Origin of the sequence: Candidatus Phycosocius spiralis, assembly GCF_030158815.1 — a bacterium.
GTDB lineage: Bacteria > Pseudomonadota > Alphaproteobacteria > Caulobacterales > Aquidulcibacteraceae > Aquidulcibacter > Aquidulcibacter spiralis.
In genome coordinates this window covers 1-20,101 of the sequence record NZ_BPFZ01000013.1, presented here as the reverse complement: position 1 = coordinate 20,101, position 20,101 = coordinate 1, and the positions used below count along the sequence as shown (strand labels likewise).

At 50.6% G+C, this 20,101-nt stretch carries 20 protein-coding genes; 5 read left to right on the top strand and 15 right to left on the bottom strand.

The window, feature by feature from the left end; translation table 11 throughout:
* Nucleotides 1-2: 2 nt before the first annotated feature.
* Together PsB1_RS09575 and PsB1_RS09570 are read right to left on the bottom strand one after the other, a co-directional pair.
* A complete protein-coding gene (locus PsB1_RS09575) occupies nt 3-797 on the bottom strand; it encodes a sterol desaturase family protein (RefSeq protein WP_284360729.1) in 795 nt (264 codons plus the stop codon).
* Entirely contained in the window at nt 794-1,678 is an 885-nt protein-coding gene (locus tag PsB1_RS09570; RefSeq protein WP_284360727.1) for a hydrogen peroxide-inducible genes activator, read from the bottom strand. The genes PsB1_RS09575 and PsB1_RS09570 overlap by 4 nt, the downstream gene beginning before the upstream one ends.
* 263 nt (nt 1,679-1,941) lie before the next feature.
* On the opposite strand from PsB1_RS09570, the gene PsB1_RS09565 reads away from it, so the two are divergent.
* Complete coding sequence (locus tag PsB1_RS09565; RefSeq protein WP_284360726.1) at nt 1,942-4,143, top strand: S9 family peptidase; 2,202 nt, start codon at nt 1,942-1,944, stop codon at nt 4,141-4,143.
* A gap of 117 nt (nt 4,144-4,260) precedes the next feature.
* Here the strand turns inward: PsB1_RS09565 and PsB1_RS09560 are convergent, their stop codons facing one another.
* A complete protein-coding gene (locus PsB1_RS09560; RefSeq protein ID WP_284360725.1) occupies nt 4,261-4,449 on the bottom strand; it encodes a zinc-finger domain-containing protein in 189 nt (62 codons plus the stop codon).
* A gap of 167 nt (nt 4,450-4,616) precedes the next feature.
* Between PsB1_RS09560 and PsB1_RS09555 the strand changes: the two genes are divergently transcribed.
* The gene (locus PsB1_RS09555) at nt 4,617-5,564 is read left to right on the top strand and encodes an ABC transporter ATP-binding protein (protein WP_284360724.1); all 948 of its coding nucleotides are present in this window, start codon (nt 4,617-4,619) and stop codon (nt 5,562-5,564) included.
* Here PsB1_RS09555 and trmB read toward each other — a convergent pair.
* The 7 genes from trmB to PsB1_RS09515 all read right to left on the bottom strand — a co-directional run bounded on the left by trmB (nt 5,542) and on the right by PsB1_RS09515 (nt 13,090).
* Nucleotides 5,542-6,258, bottom strand: coding sequence for a tRNA (guanosine(46)-N7)-methyltransferase TrmB (trmB, locus tag PsB1_RS09550; protein WP_284360723.1), 717 nt, complete (start codon nt 6,256-6,258; stop codon nt 5,542-5,544). The genes PsB1_RS09555 and trmB overlap by 23 nt on opposite strands.
* 328 nt (nt 6,259-6,586) lie before the next feature.
* Complete coding sequence (locus PsB1_RS09545) at nt 6,587-6,994, bottom strand: helix-turn-helix domain-containing protein (protein WP_284360721.1); 408 nt, start codon at nt 6,992-6,994, stop codon at nt 6,587-6,589.
* Between the two features lie 47 nt (nt 6,995-7,041).
* Nucleotides 7,042-8,625: an apolipoprotein N-acyltransferase gene (lnt, locus tag PsB1_RS09540; RefSeq protein ID WP_284360893.1), complete on the bottom strand. Its 1,584-nt coding sequence runs from the start codon at nt 8,623-8,625 to the stop codon at nt 7,042-7,044.
* Between the two features lie 41 nt (nt 8,626-8,666).
* The gene (locus tag PsB1_RS09535; protein ID WP_284360720.1) at nt 8,667-9,605 is read right to left on the bottom strand and encodes a hemolysin family protein; all 939 of its coding nucleotides are present in this window, start codon (nt 9,603-9,605) and stop codon (nt 8,667-8,669) included.
* Nucleotides 9,592-11,091 (bottom strand): rRNA maturation RNase YbeY, encoded by a 1,500-nt coding sequence (gene ybeY / locus PsB1_RS11850; protein ID WP_320412733.1) that lies wholly within the window; start codon nt 11,089-11,091, stop codon nt 9,592-9,594. The genes PsB1_RS09535 and ybeY overlap by 14 nt, the downstream gene beginning before the upstream one ends.
* Entirely contained in the window at nt 11,088-12,503 is a 1,416-nt protein-coding gene (miaB, locus tag PsB1_RS09520; protein WP_284360719.1) for a tRNA (N6-isopentenyl adenosine(37)-C2)-methylthiotransferase MiaB, read from the bottom strand. The genes ybeY and miaB overlap by 4 nt, the downstream gene beginning before the upstream one ends.
* Before the next feature lie 80 nt (nt 12,504-12,583).
* Entirely contained in the window at nt 12,584-13,090 is a 507-nt protein-coding gene (locus PsB1_RS09515; protein ID WP_284360717.1) for a L,D-transpeptidase family protein, read from the bottom strand.
* 75 nt (nt 13,091-13,165) lie between these two features.
* Between PsB1_RS09515 and PsB1_RS09510 the strand changes: the two genes are divergently transcribed.
* Complete coding sequence (locus PsB1_RS09510; protein ID WP_284360715.1) at nt 13,166-13,852, top strand: response regulator transcription factor; 687 nt, start codon at nt 13,166-13,168, stop codon at nt 13,850-13,852.
* Nucleotides 13,853-14,014: 162 nt separating this feature from the next.
* Nucleotides 14,015-14,818, top strand: a complete 804-nt coding sequence (locus tag PsB1_RS09505) for a DUF4908 domain-containing protein (RefSeq protein ID WP_284360713.1) — start codon at nt 14,015-14,017, stop codon at nt 14,816-14,818.
* 74 nt (nt 14,819-14,892) lie between these two features.
* On the opposite strand, the gene PsB1_RS09500 is transcribed toward PsB1_RS09505, so the two are convergent.
* The 5 genes from PsB1_RS09500 to PsB1_RS09480 form a co-directional block, all read right to left on the bottom strand.
* Nucleotides 14,893-15,111, bottom strand: coding sequence for a hypothetical protein (locus tag PsB1_RS09500; protein ID WP_284360711.1), 219 nt, complete (start codon nt 15,109-15,111; stop codon nt 14,893-14,895).
* Between the two features lie 144 nt (nt 15,112-15,255).
* On the bottom strand, nt 15,256-16,299 hold the full coding sequence (locus PsB1_RS09495; protein ID WP_284360709.1) for a ribonucleotide-diphosphate reductase subunit beta: 1,044 nt from the start codon (nt 16,297-16,299) through the stop codon (nt 15,256-15,258).
* A 126-nt stretch (nt 16,300-16,425) separates the two neighbouring features.
* Nucleotides 16,426-16,926 (bottom strand): GNAT family N-acetyltransferase, encoded by a 501-nt coding sequence (locus PsB1_RS09490; protein WP_284360708.1) that lies wholly within the window; start codon nt 16,924-16,926, stop codon nt 16,426-16,428.
* Between the two features lie 196 nt (nt 16,927-17,122).
* Nucleotides 17,123-17,947 (bottom strand): 4-hydroxy-tetrahydrodipicolinate reductase, encoded by an 825-nt coding sequence (dapB, locus tag PsB1_RS09485; RefSeq protein WP_284360706.1) that lies wholly within the window; start codon nt 17,945-17,947, stop codon nt 17,123-17,125.
* A gap of 117 nt (nt 17,948-18,064) precedes the next feature.
* Entirely contained in the window at nt 18,065-18,766 is a 702-nt protein-coding gene (locus PsB1_RS09480) for a VIT1/CCC1 transporter family protein (RefSeq protein ID WP_284360704.1), read from the bottom strand.
* Nucleotides 18,767-18,934: 168 nt separating this feature from the next.
* Between PsB1_RS09480 and PsB1_RS09475 the strand changes: the two genes are divergently transcribed.
* A complete protein-coding gene (locus PsB1_RS09475) occupies nt 18,935-19,552 on the top strand; it encodes a precorrin-2 dehydrogenase/sirohydrochlorin ferrochelatase family protein (RefSeq protein ID WP_284360702.1) in 618 nt (205 codons plus the stop codon).
* The last annotated feature ends 549 nt before the right edge of the window (nt 19,553-20,101 follow it).

Below are 20,101 nucleotides of genomic sequence, written 5' to 3'. Positions count from 1 at the left end.
CCTCATTGCAGAGGGTTGACCAAAAGCGCACGCAGGGATTGGTCTGGTGCCTCCCGCCAATGTTCCAGTCCGATCAATTCCAATGGTGCTGAAGAGTCTGGTGGTGGGCGATAGGTGCGAAACAAACGATCCCAGATTGAAAAACTAAAGCCGTAGTTTGAATGCGTATTGCGGGGGTCTTGACTATGGTGAATTAAATGCATGGCTGGTGTCACCACCAGTAAGCGCAAAACATCGTCCAGTCTGGTAGGTATTTTGACATTGGCGTGCGTGAATAAAGCGCCTGCCCCTAAAGTCACTTCAAAGGCAAGCGCCACGATAGGTGGTGCCCCTAAGGCTAGGATGATGGCTGACTTATAGGCTAAGGAAAACAGAATTTCACCTGGATGAAACCGCAATGCGGTGGTGACATCCATCGCAATATCACTATGATGTACCCGATGGAAGCGCCAAAGAAATGGCAGTTTATGGGTCAGCACATGCTGTGCCCAGACCGAAAAATCCAACAGCAAAAAGCAAATGATCAAGACCGCCAGCCCGGTAAGCCCACCGCTTGAATATAGACCAACCGTGTTGAATATGCCAATCTCAGCCGATTCTGCCCAAGCTGCGACGCTGGTCAACCCCCCTACCAGCACCAAACGGCATAGTAAAGCACCGCTTAGTCCTAAGCTGAAATGGCGTACCATACGTAGGGATGTTAAATGTGATTGACGGGCCGGACGAAGCCACTCTAGACCAAACAATAACATCCAAAAGCCAAAGGTGAAGCATAGTCGGAAGGTGGCGTCTGTCATGAGGGCATCAAAAGCCTCGCCAAAAGCTTAATCTCATGCACGCGCCCGCTGGTGCGTCGCCAAGCAAGGCCGACTTGACGGCCAATCACAGGGGGATCAAAGGCCCTCACGGTTAGCCCTTCAACAGCCAAACCAGCATCGGCTGCAAGTTTTGGAAGTAAGGATATACCCAAGCCCCCAGCTGCCATATGCACCAAAGTAAACAAAGAGGTTGCGCGCACTTCCGCCAGCCCCGGCCGAATCGCCCCGCACACCCCAATGGCATGATCGCGCAGGCAATGCCCATCTTCTAACAATAATACCTGCTCTCCCTCTAAGTCACTGATTGTGAGCTGTGCTTTGCTAGAAAGTGGATGATCATGGGGACCGACGAACAAAAATTCATCCTCCAATAAAGCCATGGTGGTGATGCTTGAAGCTTCATAGGGTAAAGCGATCAAAGCAGCATCCAAAGTATGGGCCCGCAGGCCATCAACCAAACGGCTGGTTAAATCTTCGCGTAAATAAAGCTTGAGCTCAGGATAGGCCATTTTGATTGGTGGCAGAACTTTGGGCAATAAAAAGGGCGCTATGGTTGGGATTACACCTAAACGAAAAGGCCCGGTTAAGGGTTCTGATGTGCCGCGAATGGCCTCGCCTAAATCGTCTACAGAAGACAAAATAGCGCGCGCGCGCGCCGCTGCGATCTCCCCAGCTGGTGTTAAAGTAGCCCCGCCACGTCCACGCTCAATCAGGATTACACCCAAAATCGCCTCTAATTGCTTGATAGCAGCAGATAGCGAAGGCTGGGTAACCAGGGCATGCTGTGCGGCGGTCACATAAGATCCATGATCGGCTATTGCGATCAAAAACGATAATTGGCGCAGCGTAGGTTGAGGCATTCATAAAGATATCACCCAATCAGCAAGGCTGTCATCATGGTGTTTGCGCTTGATCCTTGACCTACCAAGATGGGGCTAGGTTTTTGAAATGATGTAACAGGCTCTACATCATGACAAAGTTGCAACTTGACGTCCTTCCCCCAATCACGCATCGAAGATCATGGATAGACATGCAGCTAGACAAGAAGACATTCTGGGTGGCCAGACAAAAGGAATGAACAGGGGCCAATTCGCCCTCTCATAACATAATAATGGGGAAAATCATGCGACAATCAATTGACCGGCGTAACATTCTGCTTGCAGGTGCAGCCATGACCGCCCTTTCTGCTTTACCCGTAAAGGCTCAAACGATGAACCCACGTCGCGGCGCACCACAAGGCCCAATTGCTAAAAAAATTGCCCATGAAATCACCCAGCATGGCCATACCCGTACGGATTATTACCATTGGTTGCGTGATCCTAATTGGCAAGAGGTGATTGACGATCCCTCTAAAATTAGCGCGGAAATTCGTAGCCATTTAGAGGCTGAAAATGCCTATACAAACGCCGTTCTTTTGGAGCCCACAGCTAAGTTACGCGCCGATCTCTTTGAAGAATTAAAGGCCAAGATCAAACAGGATGATTCAAGTATTCCAGCGCGCGATGGCGCTTGGGCCTATGCTACCCGCTTTCGTACAGGCGGCCAATATCCTATCGTATACCGCAAAGCCGTTGATCCTATAAGCGGTGAGCCAACTGGGAAAGACAACATCCTGATCGACGGGGATAAGGAATCACAAGGGGAAAAATTCTGGCGCCTGCAAGATTGGGAGCAAAGTCCAAACCATGACCTTCTCGCCTATTTTGTCGATTATGAGGGCGGCAATAAGGTAACATTGCGCTTTCGCGTAACGGAAACTGGCGTCGACTTACCCTATAAAATAGAGGGTGCGTCTGCTGGGCTTGTCTGGGCCAAAGATGGAAAGACCTGTTTTTATACGCTTTTAGATGATAATTTTCGGGCAACCAAAGTCATGCGCCATGTCGTTGGTGATGATCCTAAGCGAGATGTGATGATCTTTGAAGAAAAAGACCCAGCGTTTCAAATGGGCATTGGAAAGACATCCTCGGCTGAGTATTTGATCATTTATCGCTCCGAGAGTGAAAGCTCAGACGTATTGATCTTGTCACTCACCACACCCACGGCAAGTCCTAAGCCATTTACCCCTTATCGCAAAGGCGTGGAATATTCCCCTGATCATCATGGCAAGCATTTTTATATTCGCACCAATGCGGATGGCGCGGTTGATTTTAAGGTGGCCAAAACCCCAATTGGCGCAACCGATGCCAAAAACTGGCGTGATTTTATCCCCCATGTTGCGGGCCGCTTCATTGAAAATGTCAACCTCTACAGTGGCCATATGGTCCGCGAAGAAGCCATTGATGCGCTGCCCCGACTGACGGTGCGCAACATGGTGACGAACCAAGAGTATCAAATCGAATTTCAAGAAGAGGCTTATGATCTTTCAGTCTTGCGGGGATTTGAATGGCATACAACAAAATTGCGCTTTACCTATAACTCACCCTCAACACCAACCGAGACGTGGGATTATGATCTTAATACCAAGGTCAAAGTCCTACTTAAGACCCAAGAAATCCCTTCAGGTCATGATAAGGACAATTATGTTGTGCGCCGCACAACAGCGATGGCCCGTGATGGCGCGTCGATTCCACTAACTATTTTATACCATAAGGACACCCCGATTGATGGATCCGCGCCATGTTTGCTTTATGGTTATGGCTCCTATGGTATTTCGATGCCCGCAAGTTTTTCCACCAATCGCTTACCTCTCGTCGATCGGGGTATGGTCTATTGCATTGCCCATATCCGAGGTGGCCAGGACCGTGGCTATCAATGGTATCTCGATGGCAAGCTTATGAAAAAGCAAAACACGTTCTCAGACTTTGCGCGTGCGGCGGAAGCCTTGGCCGAACAGAAATTTGTTGACCCCAAGAAAATCGTGATCGAAGGGCGCTCGGCTGGTGGGCTTCTGGTCGGTGCGGTGATGAACCAACGACCAGAGCTTTTTGCCGGAGTGATTGGTGGCGTGGCGTTTGTGGATGTGATTAACACCATATCGGATGGTGAATTACCCCTGACGCCACCCGAATGGACTGAATGGGGCAATCCGATTACTTCCAAAGCGGCCTATGATTATATGATGGCCTATAGTCCTTACGACCAAGTTGGTAAAAAACCTTACCCACCACTCTTTGCCCAAACCGCCCTATCAGACAGCCAGGTCACCTATTGGGAGCCCACCAAATGGGTAGCTAAATTGCGCGAATTCAGCCCAGATGCGGGACCTTTTTTACTCAATGTTAACATGTCGGCTGGTCATGGTGGAGCTTCAGGTCGATTTGATCGCCTTAAAGAAGTGGCCGATAGCCACGCTTTCGCGCTATGGTGCGTCGGCAAAGCATGAAGACGTAAACCAGCATCAATATTGAAACCATACCTGATTAAGGAACGCTGGATCATAATGGGGTTCCAACAAGGGATAGGTTCCCAAGCTTGAGCGCCAATGGATTCGGGTAAAGTTTTAATGAGCTGATTGATGGACGTAGATCCGTCCGCAATAAAGGCATTCAACCTTCCCGTCGTCGCCCATTTCGTACCAGACCTTTGGGTGGCCTAAAGCACCCTCACCACCGTCACAAGCGATGCGGTGACTTTGGACATACATGGTTTCGATAGGGATGGGAAATTGGGCGGGTTTGGGTTTAGACATAAGCTGTTTCTCTAGCTCCAAGATGTGCTAAGGCAACATCCACTTTTTGTTAAAGCTTTCTTGGCCTTTGCGTCAATCTTGGCAACCAGAAACTCTATAGACACCATTTTGGGGTCTGTATAACTGGTATTGATTCTTTTCAATGTATTAGGCTTTTGCGAGAAATCATGTCTAAACCCTCTTTTGCGATTGAAGCCCAGGGGCTGGTAAAAACCTATGCAGCCAGCGGTAAAGCGCCGGAAAAGCAAGCACTCAATGGCCTTGATCTGTCTATTCCAAAAGGATCTATCTTCGGGCTTTTAGGCCCAAATGGTGCGGGTAAATCGACCTTTATCAATATCTTGGCAGGTCTGGTGGTTAAAACCGCTGGCAAGGTACAGATTTGGGACATCGATATTGATATTGACCATCGCAACGCAAAAGCTGCAATCGGGATCGTGCCGCAAGAAATCAGTTTTGATGCCTTTTTTACCCCTTATGAAACCCTCGAACTACAAGCCGGTTTTTATGGTGTACCAGCAAAAGAACGCCGCACGATGGAGCTTTTGGAGGCTGTTGGCCTGGCCGATAAACGCGATACTTATTCACGTCTTTTGTCAGGTGGCATGAAACGGCGATTATTGATCGCAAAGGCTTTAGTCCACACGCCTCCGGTGGTAATTCTAGATGAACCCACTGCCGGGGTGGACGTGGAACTGCGTCGAAGCTTGTGGGACTATATCACCACGTTAAACAAGGAACACGGCGTCACAATAGTGCTAACAACCCATTATTTAGAAGAGGCCCAAGAATTATGCGATACGATTGCTATCATCAATCAGGGGCGTTTAATTGCCTGTGAGCCGACCCCCACCCTTCTTCGCCGTTTGGACAAAAAGGCCGTGGTGATCACGCCAATGGATCCATTGGGTCAAATCCCCGTTGGATTATCAGAACTAGAGGCGGCGCTTCGGACCGATGGCACATTGGCCATTCATTATCGACCCAAGGACGATAGCGTAGCCAACTTACTGGCCAAAGCAGTTGAGGTCGGTGTACGCATTAAGGACTTGAGGATTGAAGAGCCCAATCTGGAAGATGTGTTTGTGGCCCTCACCTCTGCGACGGGCGGGTGATGAATCGCAGGAAAATAGGGCGACAATCCCCCAAACCCTTAGTTTCATACCGGGTGGTGATGTGATCTTTTGGCGGTTCTCTCCAATCACTGGGGGCCTCAGCCAACCAGTCAAAGCCGCTATGCTGTATCATTTTGGCTAATGTCCAAGCGGCATAGGCTGACCAATCGGTCGCAAACCTTAACTCACCACCGAGCTTTAAGGCACGATACGCATCTTGGAGGAAGTCATCTTGTATCAGGCGACGCTTGGTATGGCGCGACTTGTGCCATGGGTCAGGAAACAAGATCACCAAAAGGTCAAGACTTGCAGGCTTAAGTTTCTTCAGTATTGGCCGGGCATCAGATGCTAAAAGGCGCACATTGGTGAGAGCAAACTCTTGTATCCCCACCAGCGCTTTGGCGACGCCTTCCTGAAATGGTTCCGCGCCCAAATAGAGGCGATCTTGGTTCAATTTGGCTTGGCCCACCAAATGTTCACCACCGCCAAAACCGATTTCAAAAATCACTTGGCTTGCATCAGGCTTCCATACAAGGGGATCAAGCATGCCAACCGGTTCTGAAGGTATCGAAAGAGTTAGATACAAGGTTTCAAACAAATACTGTTGTCGTCGCGACAAGGCACGGCCGCGAACCCGGCCAAAGGATCTAAGCGGGCCAAATGGTTTTGGCGCTGAAAACTCACGATTCGACATGCCCGCTTATGCCTTGCTTTAGAATAGCGCAGCAAGAAGTAATTCTTGTCGCTCATTTCTTGAACACCGATGCAAATCTTCGTTTTCTGGCATGCCTTGGACCAGCTCAGCCCCTTTCAATTCAGTCAAATCGTCAGGCTAGGGCAAATTAGTCCCCAAAGGATTGAAAAGAAAGCTTGATTGAGTTGATTAAATGCCTGCCGATCGTCAAAACGCTATTGAGCGATCTAAGGCGCACCAAAACAGGCTTTGTATCTGATGAATACGAAGGTATTGGTCCCCAAAACTGGTGAGACGGCACCTAACATGGGAAAGCCGCGCAATCTCATCAAACATCGTCAGCCAATATTTTGATCAGTTCAAGCACCTTCTTGCGTTGGCCAGCTGACTTCAAGCGCGCGTAATCGGCTAAAAGCTCTAAAGCACCAGGTGCAGCCAATAAGGATGCCGTTGATAGGGTCGTGGCATCGGACTGGCTTTCGGCGACACCTTCGGCACGCTCTGCTGTTAAACCATCAAAAAAGAAAGAAGGTTCGACGTTTAAAATTCCACATAATTGAAAAAGGCGACTAGCACCAACCCGATTAAGGCCTCGTTCGTACTTTTGGACTTGCTGGAAGGAAAGCCCAAGCAATTCAGATAATTTTTCCTGACTTAATTCTAAATCTTCCCGACGTTGCTTTAGCCGCCGGCCAACATAAGCATCCACGGAAGTGGATCGACGATGATTAATCATAGCTTTGGATCCTATTTCAACCACTCATTCAATAAACAAACTATACATCAATAACGATTATGGCGCCACAATGAAATGCTTAACAAAGCAAATGCCATAACGAAAAATAAACCATCACCAAATCGCGCATATGGTGTAAGTGAACCATAGTCAGGCAACTTAGCAATCGCATAGCCCGCCCCTGACCTATGTTGCGCAACCGTGCGACCAAAGCGATCCACAATAGCAGACCACCCCCCACTTGCAGCCCGCACCAATGGCATTCCTGTCTCAATTGCGCGATAACGGGCTTGGGCAAAATGTTGATCGGGGCCAAGTATATCCCCATACCATGCATCGATCGAGACATTAAGGATCCACCGAGCCTTGCCCTTTGCCCGCATATTGAACAAAGGGAAAATAATCTCATAGCAGATCCGCGGATCAGCAAAGTGTGCTTTGGGCACGTTCAATAGTGCCGGGGCTGGCCCAGGGGTCATCTCACCATCATAAGCCACCAAACTGGCGATACCCAAGGCGCTAAACACGGTTCTTAGGGGGAGATATTCGCCAAAAGGAACCAAGTGAAATTTATCATAGATGGAGCGGGTCGTAAGGCCACCACTTTCCACATCAAAAACCAAAAGGCTATTGAAATAAGTTGATTTTTCATTGGCGGTTTCTCGCCGAACAGAGCCAACCACCAAAGTGCGGTGCCTGAGTTTTTCTTGAATCTGATTTAAAACTAAGGGCTCCTCCAACAATAAAAAAGGAAAAGCGGCTTCAGGCCACACCACTATATCGGCCTTTTGCGCCTCAGGTGCATCCAAAAGGTTCAAATAGGTTTGCGCAACACGGACACTATTGGCCGGGTCCCAGACTTCTTTTTGCGAAAATCCTGCCTGACCTGCGGCGATGATCGGCCCTTTACCCGCCATCGGATCGACTCCCCCAGCAGTCAACAGGCGTTCAAATCCATATGCATAGATCGCAATAGCTACGCCGATTGCGCACCCAATTTGTCCAAACCTTCGCGAACGTGCTGTAGGGCTTGATAGACACAAGGGCGCTGTTAACAGCACACAAGTCACCAAAGTCAGTCCGTAAGGGCCGATCAGAGCGGCCAACTGGCTCCACACCCCCCCAGGCGTCCAAATATAGGCTGGCAAATTCCACGGCAAGCCCGTGAATAAATGGCTGCGCGCGTACTCAGTCAAAGCGATGCAAGTCCCAAACAGCATAAGCCGTGTTGCCCCAGCGCGCCAAGCCAGCATCGCAACACCCCCCGCAAGCCCCCAATAAATCCCCATAGCAGCGGGCAGGGCTGTAACCGCCAGCGGCATTATCATGGCAAACTTCTCAGCATCGACTAGAAATGCATTGCCGATCCAAAACATGCCGGCCAAAAAATAGCCAAAACCAAATGCCCAACCCCGCCAAAAGGCCGAAGCAAAACGGCGCTTTTGAAGGCTCGCGCCATCCATCATCACAACCAGTCCCATCATGGCAAATCCAAAAATGGGCCATAGGTGAAAAGGTGCCTGACCTAGAACTGCAATAGCTCCAAGCCCAAGAGAAAGGAGTCCACTTAGAGGTGGACCAAGAGTGCTATTCCAAACAACAATGTGTAAGATCCACCTCGGCCCAGCCATTTCACGACTGGCCACTAGGCTAGGCTTACAATCGGTTTCCTTCACAGGGAACCAGCCTGTATTGGATCAATGCCCCCATGTGCTACAGCTTTAGCTGAACGAACCCGAACCCGCTTAATTCGGCGCGGATCAGCATCAATCACCTCAAAATCATATCCGGTCGGATGGTGTAATATCTCCCCACGCGGCGGCACCCTTCCAGCCAAGGCAAATACCAGCCCGCCCAAAGTATCAATATCATCTTCCATATCTTCTAAGGCGAAATCGACGCCGGCGCGGGCTGAAAAATCGTCCAATTCAACTCTGGCGTCGGCTTCCCAAACACCGTTACCGGTTTCAACAATTAAATCCTGATTGAGGTCATCATGCTCATCATCAATGTCGCCAATGATTTCTTCTACCAAATCCTCAATTGTAACCAACCCATCGGTGCCGCCATATTCGTCGATCACCAAAGCCATATGACACCGCTTGGCCCGCATTTGTAGCAAAAGATTGGGTAGTTTCATCGAAATTGGTACATAAAGCAGATCTCGCTTCAAGCGTGACAACACCAATTCGTCAAGCTTGGCTTTAGCGATACCATCCGCATCGGGAATTAAAAGTGACAAAATGTCTTTTACATGAATAAAGCCAACAGGGGTGTCGAGATTTTCAGCATAGACAGGCATGCGCGAATGTTGGTGTTCTTCAAACATCCTTGCCACTTGGCCCAGTGTCATTTCCAAATCCACCGCCGTGATATCAGCTCTTGGTACCATCACATCACGCACCGAAAGCCGGTCAAAACTGGCAGCTTTGACGATCATGTCCTTTTGGGTTCGCTCAATCGTTTCACCCGATTGCGCGCGCTCACGTAGAAGTTGGGCAGGGTCTAAGCCCGCAGCCGCTTCTTGACGGCGAAGTTTTTGTACCCAACGCTTCCACAAGCTGGATTTAGGCCGAGATTGGCTACTGGATGGGTCGTCAGTCATCGTCATGATAGGGGTCTGCAATTCCAAGACTTGCCAGTATCTCCCGCTCTAATCCTTCCATTTCTACTGCTGCATCTTCAGACGCATGATCATAACCTAACAAATGTAATAGGCCATGTAACACTAAATGTGTAGCATGATCTTTGACGGATTTTTTCTGCTCACCTGCTTCACGTTCACAGGTCTCATAGGCTAAAGCCACATCGCCTAGATTTGCATGAGGTGTATTGGGTAATTGTGGTGCTGGGAAAGCAAGCACATTGGTAGGCTGATCCTTTTGACGCCAGCGCGCATTCAGCTCGCGACTATGGGCATCATTGGTAAGTAAGAGCGTGAAATACTCCCCTTCTGCTTCAACAAAAGCTGCTGCTGCTACAGCTATTTTTTCCAAATAGGCATAAGGTTTAGGCCCAAAAACATCTTCCCAACCCGCATGGTCGATCTCAACCTCAACATGGAATAGGCTATTGGCCAAAGTTTTCAACCTTCTCCGATCCCCGTCTCGCGCCATTTCAGACTTTTCCTTTAGGTCTTCTTCTTCATAAGCTTCAACGATCCGACCAACCAAAGGATGGCGCACAACATCCTCGCTGGAAAAATAAATCTGACACGCACCTTCTAGCCGGCGTAACAGATGGAGCGCATGTCCAAGCCCTGACTTACTGCGGCGCGGCAGATCCGTCTGACTGGGATCACCATTAACCACCATGCGTGATCCCTCCCCTAAGCGGGTAAGCAGCATTTTCATTTGCATCCTAGTCGTGTTTTGGGCTTCATCCACAATAACAAAAGCGTCAGATAGGGTGCGGCCCCGCATGAAGGCCAAGGGTGCCACTTCAATTTCCCCATTGGCTTTGCGCCGCTCCAACTCGGCGGCACTTAACACCGCCTTAAATGCATCCCAGATTGGCTGCAAATAAGGGTCTATTTTTTCTTCAAGATCGCCAGGCAAAAAACCAAGCTGTTCACCTGCTTCTACCGCCGGACGGGTGACAACCACGCGTGAGACACGCCCGTCCAACAACATAGAAACGCCCACAGCGACCGCCATAAAGGTTTTGCCCGTCCCAGCTGGGCCGACACCAAACACCAGTTCATGGGTGCCACTGGCCAAAGCCTGAAGATATTGCGCCTGCATTGGGGTACGTGGTTTTATGACGGCCCGGCGTCCAGGCAGCGAAAGAGCAACCGTTTGCCCATGAGCAGCACTGCCCCCCCGGACAAAAGCGATGCTGGAACGTACATCGGCCAGACCCAATTCATCACCACCTTCGGCACGCTCAATCATCGCCAACACCGCATCGCGGGCTTGGCTGAGGGAACGAGGATCAGCCCCCTTGATGACGATATCACCACCTTGGGCGGTGACACTGACGTTAAAAGCATCTTCAACCATCGCTAAATTTCGATGCGCGGGTCCTGCCACCAAGGGTGCCAAGGATGGATAGTCAAGCGGGAGACGACATTGCGTGGTGGTGAGACCTTTGCTCATATAGCATCAACCAACACGCCTGTGAGGGAATTGGACATTTGCCCAATGATACGCACACGGTGCAAGCCTCCAATTAACGAGTGCGGGCCTTGCGCATGCACCGATTGTAGCCAAGGGCTGCGACCAAGAATTTGACCGGCATTACGTCCAGGTCCGGTAAATAACACATCAAAACTTTGACCCACTTTAGTTTCGTTGAAGGCGCGTTGTTGTTCCAAAATTAAGGCCTGCAAGCGCTGTAGCCTATTGTCAGCCACGTCACTGGGCACTTGCTCGGGCAAATCAGAAGCGGGGGTTCCAGGCCGTCTGGAATATTTAAAACTATAAGCACCCGCATAACCCACGGAGCGGACCAGCTCCATCGTATCTTCAAAATCCTGCTCGGTCTCGCCGGGAAAGCCAACAATAAAATCCGAGGCCAAGGCGATATCGGGGCGGGCCTTGCGCATCGCGGCAATGGTTTCAAGATAGGTTTCCACGCTATGCTTACGGTTCATGGCCTTGAGAATCTTATTGGAACCTGTCTGTACCGGCAGATGTAGATAAGGCATTAATTCAGGCACTTCGCCATGGGCTTCGATGAGGTCGTCGCTCATATCGCTGGGGTGGGAGGTGGTATAGCGGATTCTCTCAATCCCATCGATCTTAGCCAAAGCCCTTACAAGCTGGGCCAATGACCAAGTCTTATGACCCGTTTGGCCATGATAAGCATTCACATTCTGCCCCAAAAGCGTGAGTTCGCGCACGCCTTGGCGCGCCAATCCTTCAGCTTCGAGGAGGATGGAGTCAACACCACGGGAAAACTCTGCGCCACGCGTGTACGGCACGACACAGAAGGTGCAAAATTTATCGCACCCTTCTTGAATAGACAAAAAGGCGGTTGGGCCATCGGGTGTCCGCTTGCTGGGCAAAGCATCAAATTTCTCAACCGCTTCAAATCGGGTATCAAGGCGCTCACCAGTGGTTCGTGCAGCTTGGGCGATTAGTTCGGGTAACTTGTGATAGGCCTGCGGGCCAACGACGAGATCAACGCATGGCGCGCGACGCATAATCTCTTCGCCTTGGGCTTGAGCGACGCAGCCTGCAATCGCGATCGTCATTTTTTTGCCGACCAACGCGAGCCTGTCCTTATGAGCTTTGAGGCGACCAATTTCTGAATAGACTTTTTCAGTGGCTTTTTCGCGGATGTGGCAGGTGTTAAGCACAACCAAATCGGCTTGATCGGGCTTGTCGGTAGCGCGGTAGCCCAGCGGGCGTAATAGATCGGCCATGCGTTCGCTGTCATAGACATTCATCTGACAGCCATAGGTCTGAATAAACAAAGCCTTAGTAGGCAGTGCACTATCGGTAGGCGCGATCTTGGGCGCTGAGACGACTGGATCTATGTGAATTGTAATGGCTTCTTCATGCATGATCCTAGCCTAAAACGCCAAACAGCGCCTTTGTGCAAGAGCAATTGGGCAACATCGCACAATCCATGACTGTCATCACCCTATTGAGTGAAGGCTACAACGTCACCTTGGCGCGCCAAAGACAAAACCACCCGCAAATCATCGTGGGACAAAGCGACACAGCCTTCAGTGGGCCGATAATCTAAAGATGCGCAATGCATAAAGATGGCCGAACCTTTGCCCGCGACGATCGGATCATCATTATAGCCCAAGATCGCGATGATATCATAGAGGCCATCTTCACGCCAAAGACGCTCAGCGCTGGCCGTATAAGGATGGGTGATAGGCAGATTGTAAGAACAATCCTCTGGCGCGTCACACCAACCATCATCGGGATTTATTGGGGTAGTGGGAAATGCGCACAATGGTCGCGGGCCGCGATCTAGGCGCCATAAAACCCGCCGGATCGGCCATTGGCCCATAGGGCTCGCTCCATCGCCCTCACTTTTATCTTCTGCTGGCTTAACGCCGCCCTTACCGATCGCACAGCGCCACTTTTGATCGCCAAAAGTCATCCAACCCGATGCCGAAGCTGCAAAAACCTGCATTATTTTTCCCACATCAAGATTCTGTGATTACTTGACCCCTTGTAACAGGCATAGAGGTACATCCATGTAGTATGTATGTCACGCAAACGCACCCTTCTTCTCGTCGACGACGACGCCGATCTGAGAACCACGCTCGCGGAGCAATTTGAGCTCACCGGGGAATTTGACACCTTAATGGCCCAAGATGCCGCCAATGGCGTTGCAGCGGCACGCACCAAGGGGCCCGACTTGATCATTCTAGATATTGATCTGCCGGACCTCGATGGCCGCGAAGCGTGTAAAGCGATCCGTACGGGCGGCTTTGCCGGGCCAATCATCATGCTGACCGGGCAATCAACAGATTCAGACACTGTCCTAGGCTTAGATGCGGGGGCGAATGATTATGTCACCAAGCCTTTTCGCTTTGCCGTTTTGCTGGCGCGGGTGCGCGCCCATCTGCGCAGCCACGATCAAACCGATGTCGCAACCCTTAAAATTGGCCCTTATGATTTCAAGCCTGCCAATCGTACTTTAACCGACACGGCCGGTAATCGTATTCGCCTCACCGACAAAGAGGCGTCGATTTTGCGCTATCTCTATCGTTCTGGCTCCAAAGCTGTGCCACGCGAGGAGTTATTGCGTGAGGTTTGGGGTTATAGTTCTGGGGTAACCACCCATACACTTGAGACCCATGTCTATAGGTTGCGGCAAAAGATTGAATCAGCTGCCTCCCGCAACGGTTTATTGATCACCGAAGGTGGCGGATACCGCCTAGAGCCCTAGGCCGGGTAAGAGCCCATCGTGCGATCTTTTTTTTGAGCATTGCTGTATTGCAAAAGCTTGTGCTTTGGCGTTTCGGCGGCGCGAGACTAGAAAAAGGCCTGATGCGCAGGAATGCGACAATCTTGTCTCTATATTGCCGGAATCTAGGTGTAATCGGGTTTCATGGTTCAACGCATTCGTGCTATCTTGTGCTATTGGCGCACCCCACAGGTCAGCGCAACACGACATTTAAGTCTGGGTATGCTGCTTGGGCTCTTGTGGGCGGCAAGCCCTTGTCTAGCGCAGCCAACTAAGCGCGAGATACCACCTATTTTTGCCCAAATGTTTAGCGACCCTAACGCTGCAGCACCCCAAGCGGTGTCATTTTCTGCTGGTCCCGATAATCAGCGCTTCATTTTGGACAGGTCTCAGCCACGGGTTGTTTTGCTGCAATTTGACGGCGATCCAGAGGTTTGGGCCCTCACCTCGCAATGGGGTCCCAGAGGTGATGAATTTTTGCGCAATGACATTGGGGAAGTCATGGTGCGCATCACCGCTTTTGGTGGTGTTACCATCTATGGTCCGCTTGGAAACGGCGGCGGGCTGGCCGCCAGTATGGGCCGGGTCAGAAGTCTTCCTGCACCCTTGCACAGCGCAGGGTCGTTAAAGGCAACACTTGAAAAGGCATTAGGTTGGTTTGATAAATTTTCAAACCGGACCATACGAGTTGAAGCAACAAGAGGTCTAGCACCCGGATTGGTTCATGAGGCCTTAGAGCGGGCAGCTCAAGCCATGTCACGAGCACCGCGAGGATTTTTTGGTCACCCCGAACGGCAGGTCAAGCGGATACGCATTCAACCAAGCCTGGACCGCCCAAGTGTAACCTGGCAAGCAGGAATTTTGACCATTGGTGTTGTTCCAGGGCGCGGCTATGCTGGTCGTCCTTCAAGTGCCGCTGTCTTATTGGCCTTAACATCGGGCTCTTGAACTCAAGCTGCCTCTGGATGTGGTGGCGGGATAAGAAGGCCTTGGGGGAATGTGTCTGTTGCGCTTCAGATGCGCTAATGTATCGTCAAGCTGTCGCGACCGATCCGGCCTTCCAGTATATCTTCCAGCATAGAACGTAGGCCACGCCAAGCGTCTGCTACTAACAAAGAACCTTCAATCTCCAATTCGTTAATCGTGCGGTCGGCTATGGCTAAAGCTGAATCTCCATGGGTGTCGGCTAAAGCCCATGCAAAGCGGGCAAGGCTATCAACAGGTAAAAAATCTAGTCGCATGCGGAATATCCTTTTCGATATCCCTGTTTCAAAATGCATGCCATTCTCTTGAGCGAGCATTGCAATCAATTTGGCGGTTTTGGCAACCAGGCCCAAACACATCTAGGCAATTCATGCCTCCATGACGGCATGAATGGTACTTGCTTAAGCTGAAGGGGCAGTCTCTACCTGTCGCTTTTTGAGCATGCGGTCAAACATCGACCATACTCCATCTTCGCCATGCCAATCACCCTTAGTAGCCCCTTTTGAATATTCGGTAGCGCGGGCTTCAAAAAAATTGGCGTGCTCTACCCCGTTTAGCATTGGGCTTAGCCAGGGCAGAGGATGTTCGGTTACGCCATAGACTATCGGTAGCTCTAACTGGGTTAACCGCCAGTCGGCGATATAGCGAATGTAGGCCTTAATATCTTCAGAAACCATGCCTTGAACGGGGCCCATTTCAAACGCCAAATCGATGAATTTGTCTTCCAACTTCACCACGTTTTTACAGCAATCCACTATGTCATCCTTGACTGAGGCTGACAATTTGCCAGTTTCGCGGGCATAGGTATGGAATAGCTTGACCATGCCTTCACAATGTAAACTTTCATCGCGCACCGACCACGAGACAATCTGCCCCATGCCCTTCATCTTATTGAAACGTGGGAAATTCATCAGCATGGCGAATGAAGCAAATAATTGCAGGCCTTCGGTAAAGCCACCAAACATGGCCAAGGTGCGCAACACGTCTTCTTCGGTATTAACACCAAAATCCTGCATATAGGTGTGCTTGTCGCGCATCGCCTCATAATCCATGAAGGCGGAGAACTCCGAATCAGGCATGCCAATGGTTTCAAGCAGCAGCGCATAAGCGGCAATGTGCACTGTTTCAATATTTGAGAAGGCTGAGAGCATCATCTTGATTTCGGTGGGCTTAAAAACCCGCGCATAGCGCTCCATATAATTATCATTAACTTCCACATCCGATTGGGTGAAAAAGCGAAAAATCTGAGTCAGAAGATTGCGCTCATTATCATTCAAGCGCGTCGCCCAATCCTTACAATCCTCACCCAAAGGTACTTCTTCTGGCAGCCAATGGACTTGCTGCTGACGCTTCCAAAACTCATAGGCCCAAGGATAGCGGAATGGCTTATAACTATGGGAGGGTGTCACCAGTCCAACGCCTGTTCCATGATCGCCGAAAGTCATAACTTACCCCTATATCGTGTGTGTGCTATCGTCAGGTCACCTATATATAGATGTAGACATTGTTAAAGCCAGCTTAACAACATTGCACAAGAGCGTAACCAGGCGATCTCAATTTTACTGACTTGTTCACAGACTTTTTTGCAGGATCACCACATCAAGCAACCGACCAAATTTTTGACCCACATCACGTAAGATTCCAACATCGCTAAACCCTAAGCTTCGATGCAGGCCGATCGAGGCATGGTTGGCACTGTCACCGATCACCGCCAGCATTTGGCTGAACCCAGCCTTGCTGCATTGGGCCATAAGCTCAACCAATAAGGCGCGACCAATTCCATAACCGACCGCTTCTGGGGCGACATAAATCGAATCCTCAACCGTGTGATCATAGGCTGGACGCTCTCGAAATGCTCCAGCATAAGCATAGCCAACAACTTGGTTTTGCCCGTCATAAGCAACCAGCCATGGACATTGGCGCTGTGCGATTTTGTCCATGCGGGCTTCAATCTCACCCATGTCAGGGGCCTCTAACTCAAATGTCCCAGTCCCTGTAAGCACATGGTGGGCATAAATCGCCATAATGGCAGGAGCATCATCACGTGTGGCGGGGCGAAGGAAAAAGCGCATAGCTCAATCTTGCCATGGGCTGCAGGCCAAAGGCAAATTCTGTCATGGGCTGGCAAGCACTTATTGATCAGCATTGGTTTGGCTGTTTTGAGTTCTGATGGCGGGACGTGGTGGCAAGGCGAATGCACTAAAGACAAGACAATTCGTCATTCCCTTCTTGGTTGACCATCCACTATGCCTAAATGGCGCAAGACCCCTAAAGGTTCAAAACATCGGACATAGAATAGAGCCCTGGGGGCTGATCTTTTGCCCAAAACGCTGCTACCAGCGCACCCTTAGCAAATAGCGACCGATTAATAGCAGTATGGCTTAGACGAATCGTTTCGGTATCGCTTGCGAACATCACTTCATGCTCACCCATAATGCCCCCTGCTCTGCGACTGGCATAGCCTATATCACCGGTTTGACGTGGGGCATTTGGGGGCCTTAGAGCGCCAAGCGACGTCGAGTGCCCAGTCGCAACTTTGCCATGGTCGACTCCACGACCGGTTGCGGCGGCCTGCCCCAGCATCAATGCGGTGCCAGATGGGGCGTCCAGCTTATGGCGGTGATGGGTTTCTAAGATTTCGATATCAAAGTCCGTGCCCAACCGAGCTGCTGCTTGCTGGACTAAGCCCACCAATACAGTGACTCCAAATGAGAAATTTCCACTGCGCACCACAGAAAACCGCGTAGCTACCTCTTCGATCTCACGCTCTTGGGTACCATCAAAGCCAGTTGTTCCTAAAATGATCGTCCGAATGGAAGACGCCCGAAGAGCAGGCACAGCCGCAATAAAGGCAGAAGGAGTTGTAAAATCCAACCATATGTCGGCTTGGTCCGCTGCCTCAGCAACTTCAGAGCTGGTGCACCGTCCAAGTGGTGCCTGACCACATAAGACACCCAAATCCATGCCAAGCTCATTAGAACCTAGACGCTGGGTTCCGCCGGAAATGGCAAAACGCGGATCGCCATAGGCAGCCTCAAGCAGGGCGCGGCCCATGCGCCCGCAAGCTCCCGCTATAGCAAGTTTCAGTGTCATTATCCCAATTAGTCTAGGCATGCCTTAAATGGCAAGACCAACTTCCCACGCCTTGCTTGCGGTTGACCCATGAATTTTGAAAAGAGTGACGCAGTGATCCCTGGGCTTGGCGCAAGGCTAGATCGTAGCCCCCATTATGTGGCCAATGGCAGCTGTTAACCCCATGGCCAAAGCGCCCCAGAACGTCACCCGAAGGATAGCCCGCACTGGCTTTGCCCCACCAGTTGTGGCTCCAACACCACCTAAAATCGCTAAAAACACAAGAGCGCCAACACTGACCAAGGGTATGATTGCATGGGTTGGTGCAACCATGGCGGTAAAAAGCGGCAAGGCCGCACCCACACTAAAGGTCGCTGCAGAAGTCAAAGCTGCTTGGATCGGCTTGGCGGTGTTATGCTCACTAATTCCCAGTTCATCGCGTGTATGGGCGGCCAAAGCATTATGCGCCGTCAATTGAATAGCAACTTCTTCTGCAAGCTTTGGAGTTAATCCACGGCTGCGGTAAATGCCTGCCAATTCTTTAAGCTCAAGATCAGGCGTTTCGAGTAATTCCTGCTGTTCTCGGCTGATATCAGCAGCCTCACTATCGGCTTGCGAACTCACCGATACATATTCTCCCGCCGCCATCGACATTGCCCCAGCAATTAAGCCCGCACCACCCGTCAACAATATCGACTCATGGGTGGCAGAAGCCGCAGCCACGCCAACAATCAAACTGGCAGTCGATACAATACCATCATTGGCCCCAAGAACCGCAGCTCGAAGCCAACCGATGCGGGAAATCGCATGACCCTCAATATGGCTTTGGAATTTCGACATCAATTCGCCTAATCTTGCAATTATTGGTTTTCTTGCGCCCAATGCGCCTTTTTGTGGTGACTGTCGAGACCGTTGCACGTTAATGGAGGGCTTGATCCAGTCATTCTTGACCATATCCAAACTGAGAAAATTGAACCTCTCAACCTACAAACCCAAGAGCATATGACCATGATCCCAATCCATCTAGACCCAAGTAAAATCAGCATTGGCTTAGCTGGGCGCGGTGACCTTGCTTTAAGGCGGCTGGCGTGGCTACGAAATCTGGGGGCCACACCTGTGGTTTTTTCCGATGCGCCCAGTGATGCATTACATCTCCTCGCTGGGACCGCCCTCCTGAAACGTTTACCCAATGACCAGGATTTAGACAGCTTAAATCTTTTATGGATCGCCGATCTCACAGATGGTGCCGCTTCAGCTCTTGGTATCGCAGCACGCGCCAAAAAGGTTTTGTTAAATACCGAAGATGTTCTTGACCTATGTGACTTTCATACCCCAGCTATTGTTCAACGTGGGAGGCTGGTCTTGAGTGCCGGTACGGGTGGGGCTAGTCCAGCTGCGGCCTCTTATGTGCGTGAGCGTCTGGCTGCCGTATTCCCTGAGCCTTGGTGTGATGTGCTTGATGAATTGGCTTTGGCCCGACAGAGCCAAAAAATGGTGAATGCCAGCTTAGCTGAGCTACGAAATGCAGCCTTGACCACCCTTGAAACGCGATTTGGCAAAAGCGATGCAGTTTGCGTGAATTTTGCTTGCGGCACCAACAAAAAACTGACCCAGCCCCTGATCTGAGCTATTTATAAGGAGAGTCTGTTCGCCTTTTGAGGTGCACCCATCGTTGGGCCGCTTTGGCCTCGCTCGTGTCCTTTAGACTGACGTCACCGGCTGAGATTGCCAAAAATTAGTTGGATATTCCTAATTGCACACCAATTGCACGCCGATTGCGTTATGAAGGCATCCCTTATTCTAATATCTACACCAGTCCTGCAAGAGAGTGTCGATAATCATTCGCTTGCGATAGGTCGTGCCAGAGGTGGGGGTGCGTAGACTTAAGGTCATCGGGTAGGCTTTAAATCAAGGACTTGGAACGGTTCAAGGGCGCGCTTTGCTTGCCTTGAAGCCGTGCCCGATGATGCCTGCACAGGCAGAGCATGGCGTAAAGGCTGTCTTAGCGAGATCACCATGAATGATCACCCTCCTTGGGGGGGGTGCGTAGACTTAGGGTCATCGGGCAGGCTTTAGATCAAGGACTTGGAATAGGTCGATAGTCCCACTGAGAGGGACATGGGTTGCTATGGGCTGCTATGTCTTGACCATGAAGTGAAGCTATCTAACCCACAA